3 protein-coding genes are annotated in these 3839 nt (G+C 59.4%); 1 reads left to right on the forward strand and 2 read right to left on the reverse strand.

All coding sequences use genetic code 11. The annotated features are described in order from the left end of the window. Positions 1 to 1457: VPLPA-CTERM-specific exosortase XrtD (xrtD, locus tag AC2FLZ_RS21790; protein ID WP_496882777.1), on the forward strand; the 1457-nt coding region annotated here is incomplete at its 5' end. A gap of 248 nt (positions 1458 to 1705) precedes the next feature. Here the strand turns inward: xrtD and AC2FLZ_RS21795 are convergent. Further along, the gene (locus AC2FLZ_RS21795; protein WP_480555475.1) at positions 1706 to 2956 is read right to left on the reverse strand and encodes a glycosyltransferase family 4 protein; all 1251 of its coding nucleotides are present in this window, start codon (positions 2954 to 2956) and stop codon (positions 1706 to 1708) included. Next, a partial coding sequence (locus tag AC2FLZ_RS21800; RefSeq protein WP_496882778.1) for a nucleotide sugar dehydrogenase occupies positions 2949 to 3839 on the reverse strand: 891 nt, incomplete at its 5' end. The genes AC2FLZ_RS21795 and AC2FLZ_RS21800, both read right to left, overlap by 8 nt.

Consider the following 3839-nt stretch of genomic DNA (forward strand, 5'->3'; position numbering starts at 1 on the left):
GCACGCCGGAATACAGTCACGGACCGCTGATCCCTATCATCTCGCTGTACCTGTTCCTGCGTGAACTACGCGACATGCCGCCGCCCAATCCCATCGTGCGCGACCGCTGGCCTGGCGTGGCCGTGATTGCCGGGGCCCTGGCCATCGCCATTCTGGGAAATCTGGCCCGAATTCCGGATATCGTCACCTATGCGATGATCATCTGGACCGGTGGCGTCATGGTGACCGTCTTCGGCTGGCGACGCGGAAAATATCACCAATTGCCCGTAATCCATCTGGTTTTCATGCTGCCCCTGCCCCAGTTCGTCTACTGGAAGCTCACGATCTTCCTGCAATGGATATCGTCCGAGTTGGGTGTCTGGTTCGTGCAGCTCGCCGGTGTTTCGGTCTTTATCGAAGGCAATGTCATCGATCTGGGGGTCTACAAGCTGCAGGTGGCCGAGGCTTGCTCGGGCCTGCGCTACCTGTTCCCGATCCTCAGCTTTTCATACCTCTTTGCCCTGCTCTACCGCGGCCCGATCTGGCACAAGGTGGTTCTGCTGGTCTCGGCCGCGCCGCTGACCGTTCTGATGAATTCCATCCGCATCGGCGTGATCGGCATTCTGGTCAATCAGCATGGCATCGAGCAGGCCGAAGGGTTCATGCATTTCTTCGAAGGCTGGATCATCTTCCTGCTCTGCGTCGCCATTCTGTTTCTTATGGCGCTCGGCTTGCAGCGTCTGGCCCCCGATCCGAAACCGTTCACCGACGCAATCGATCTGGATACCGAAGGGTTGGGTACCGTCGCATTGCGTATCTTTGCCATCCGCACCTCGGTCGCGCTGGCCCTCGCGGCGCTTTTGACGCTTGCGGTCTCGGCCGCGTGGACACTGCGCCCCGCCTCCGAGGTGACGCCCATCGAGCGGGATCCCTTTGTCCTCTATCCGCGCCAATTGGGCGACTGGTCCGGGTCGACCACCAGCCTTGATCCCAATGTTGAACGAACTCTGGGCGCCAGCGATTACCTCCATGCCACTTATATCGACAGCGGATCGGGTGATTTCGTGAACATGTTCGTGGCCTTCTACGACAAGCAGACCGATGGTGACGGCATCCATTCGCCCGAGGTCTGCCTGCCGGTCGGCGGCTGGGAAATCTTCAGTCTGGAACCCTATGAAATCAATCCGGGCAACACCCCTTACGGCAGCTTTACCGTCAACCGCGCAGTCATCCAGAAAGAGCTGTCAAAGCAGCTTGTCTACTACTGGTTCGAACAGCGCGGCAAACGTATGGTCAACGATTTCCGCGCCAAGATGAGCGTCATTCAGGACGGGTTCACCATGGGCCGGACCGACGGCGCATTGGTTCGATTTGTCACCCCCATCCTGCCCGGCGAAACCGAGGCGGATGCGGATGCCAGACTGCAGCGTTTCATGGAACCCAGTCTGAACCGCCTGCCGCGTTTTGTGCCGTTTTGATCTAAGGTAAAAGTCCGGCTTGGTTTCCTTCGATTCCAATCGAAAAATACTCCGGCGTGTTCAAAGACAGATGAATAAAAGAAATCCCGAGGCACTGCCTCAATCCTTCCACGACCGAATTACTTTGTAACACAACCACCTTATCCTGTCATAATCACCAAGCTCGACTGGAAAGGATCAATTGCCGAAGGCCTGAACTAGACAAATGCACATAAGCGAAAGAGCTGCCAACGAGCGACTATAGGGTCCTACCCCTTCCAGATCCGCTTATACGCCGCGATCAGCGCGGGGACCTGATGGGGCCAGGCCATCTCGGCTTCGACCCGGGCGCGGCCATAGCGGCCCATGGCGGCGCGGCGGCCGTCATCTGCCAGCAGCTCGGTGATCTTGTCGGCCATATCCACCGGATCGTTGGCCTTGGCGTAAAGCGAGGCCTCCTGTGCCGAGAACCGCCCTTCGGTCACGTCGAACTGAACGATGGGTTTCTCGAACGCCATGTATTCAAGGATCTTGTTCATGGTGGATTTGTCATTCATCTCGTTCACCCGGTCCGGGTTCACGCAGACATCGGCGGTCGACAGGATCTCGAACAGATCCTGATCCGGCGCGCGGCCGGTGAAGGTGACGTAATCCGACAGGCCCATATCAGAGGACTGTTCCCGCAGCTTGTCCAGGCTGGGACCGCCGCCCACAAGGCAGAACTGGATGTCGTCGCGCCCCTGAACCTGCACAAGATGCGCCACGGATTCCAGCAGAAGGTCAATGCCTTCCTGATCGCCCATGACGCCGACATAGCCCACCATGTATGTCCGCCCGTTGCGCCACGCGGGGTTTGGCGGCAGGTGCTGCAACCGGCTCAGATCGGGGCCCGAGCGAACCACAAAGACATCCTCGGGCGCCATGCCGCCGCGCTCGATGGCGATCTTGCGATAGCTTTCATTGGTGGCAATCGACACCCGTGCCGAGGCGAAGGTCAGCCGCTCGAACGTCTTCATCAGCTTCCAGAAGAAGCCGCGTTTGTCGAACTTGGCCTCGTAAAGCTCGGGGTTGATGTCGTGGTGATCGAACAGATAGCGCACCCCAAACAGCTTGAAGGGCAGCGCCACCAGAAAGATCAGATCGGGCGGGTTGCAACCATGGATGACGTGAAACCCACGGGTGAACTTGATCTTCAGTGACAGCCAGCTTTCCCAGAACAGCGCCGCGCCATATTCCAGCAAATATCCCAACGCGCCACTGGCATCCAACGGCAGCGGGTGGCGGTAGACCTTGATGCCTTCATCTTCCCAGACACGTTCCTCATGGCCCTTGCCGGTGGGGCAGATGACCGAGACCAGCGCGCCTGCAGCAGCCAGCGTGCGCGCCTCCATCCAGACGCGGCGGTCAAAGGGCACGGGCAGGTTTTCCACCACGATCAGAACCTTCAGCCCTTTCAGCGGCTGGCTCTGGCGCAGCTCGTCGAACGAGATCGGCTGAACAGCGGATACAGGGCTAGTCATATTCATAGGTTCTTATCACCTCTGCATCGCCAAGGTTCAGCTCGTTCACGATCCGGTTCGATCCGACCACCAAATCCCATGGCCCGGCCTCGGCCGTGGCGCGATCCACCAACAGGCGGCCCACATTGGGCAGATGGGTAAAGGCATAACCCAGGTTCTGCCCCCGCAGATCGGCAGGCTTGATGGCCGGATCATAGACCGACAGTTGATACCCCGCCTGCAGCAGCCGCCGGGCGATGTCGACATTGGGGCTTTCGCGCAGATCATCGGTTCCGGCCTTGAAAGCCAGTCCCGCCATCAGCACCCGACCGCCTTCGGGCAGCCGCGCCATGATGTCCTGCGCCTGATAGGTTTTATGCGCCTGATTGGTCTGCAACAGGCTGTCGATCAGATGGGTATGGGCCCCCACCTCGCCAGCGATATGCTGCAGCGCGCGCACATCCTTGGGCAGGCACGAGCCCCCGAACGCGCCGCCCGGACGGGTGTAATAAGCCGAGATGTTCAGCTTGGTATCCGAGACGAAAATCTCGTGCATGGTTTTGGCCGACACGCCCATGCTGTGACAGATACGGCCAATCTCATTGGCGAAGGCCACCTTGGTGGCGTGCCAGGTGTTGTCGACGAATTTGGTGATCTCGGCCTCTTCAAAAGCGGTGTAGAACACCGGCGCGTCCAGCCCCTCGTGCATTTCGTCCATCACCGCCGAGCGATTGCCATCGGCTGTACCAACAACGATCTTGGGCGGGTTGAAGAAGTCATCTACCGCCGACGCCTCGCGCAGGAATTCGGGGTTATAGACAATCTCGACCGCCTGACCCGTCCGCTCGCCCAGATAGCTTTGGAAGATCGGCTCGATCAGCTGCCGCACGGTGCCCGGCCGGAA

Source organism: Ruegeria sp. YKSF131, assembly GCF_059612645.1.

Coding starts and splice junctions, on each gene's coding strand:
- AC2FLZ_RS21795 (WP_480555475.1), bottom strand. CDS start 2,956: ATGACTAGCCCTGTATCCGCTGTTCAGCCGATCTCGTTCGACGAGCTG.